The following is a 663-nucleotide window of genomic DNA, read 5'->3' on the forward strand; positions in this document are numbered from 1 at the left end:
TCGCCGTGACCGCGGCGACGTGCGAATTGAACCGGTCGCCGCTGCGCCGGAAATCGGTACCGTCGGTGTTCACCAGAACGAACGGATTGTTCGCCGGCGACGTGCCGCGCGACGTCCGGACATTGTAGCTGCCGTCCTTCAGGCTGGTGAACAGATATTGCGCACCGATCGAGAAGTTGGGAGCGACGCGCTGTTCGATGCCGCCACCGACGCGGTAGCCCCACGCATCGTCATTACCATTGCCGGTAAAGACGTTCGCGACGTTCGTGCTGGAAAAGCTGTTGCGCACCTTGCCCCATGCGCCACCGCCGGTGCCGTAGATCAGCGTATCGCCAAGGGCGAAACCCGCGCGGGCACGGATACTGGCATTGTCGCGCAGGCGCCGCGTCATGGTGTAGGACGCCGGCGTGGTGCTGTATGTCGACACGCTGTCCGAAATCGTGGCGCGGCCATAATCGCCGACGACGCCTACCACGATGTTGCCGAACTGCATGTCGTAACCGGCGTGAACCTTCCAGTCGACGCCGTTCCGATCGCCGACGCAGCCGCCGGCCGGCGTGTTGGTCGCCGCGCTGCCGCCGCAGGTGCCCGGGCTGAACGCGTTGGCGCCCGCCGCCGTGTTCACGGTATCGCCGAACGTCCCGTCCAGGTTGTTGTCGAACA

1 protein-coding gene is annotated in these 663 nt (G+C 65.3%); it reads right to left on the bottom strand.

Annotated elements, in window-relative coordinates; all coding sequences use genetic code 11:
• Positions 1–663, bottom strand: a 663-nt coding sequence (locus IEX50_RS17325; protein ID WP_188699555.1) for an outer membrane protein, incomplete at both ends; no start/stop codon positions are given.

The organism is Sphingomonas prati (assembly GCF_014643515.1).
Classification (GTDB): Bacteria; Pseudomonadota; Alphaproteobacteria; order Sphingomonadales; family Sphingomonadaceae; genus Sphingomonas_R; species Sphingomonas_R prati.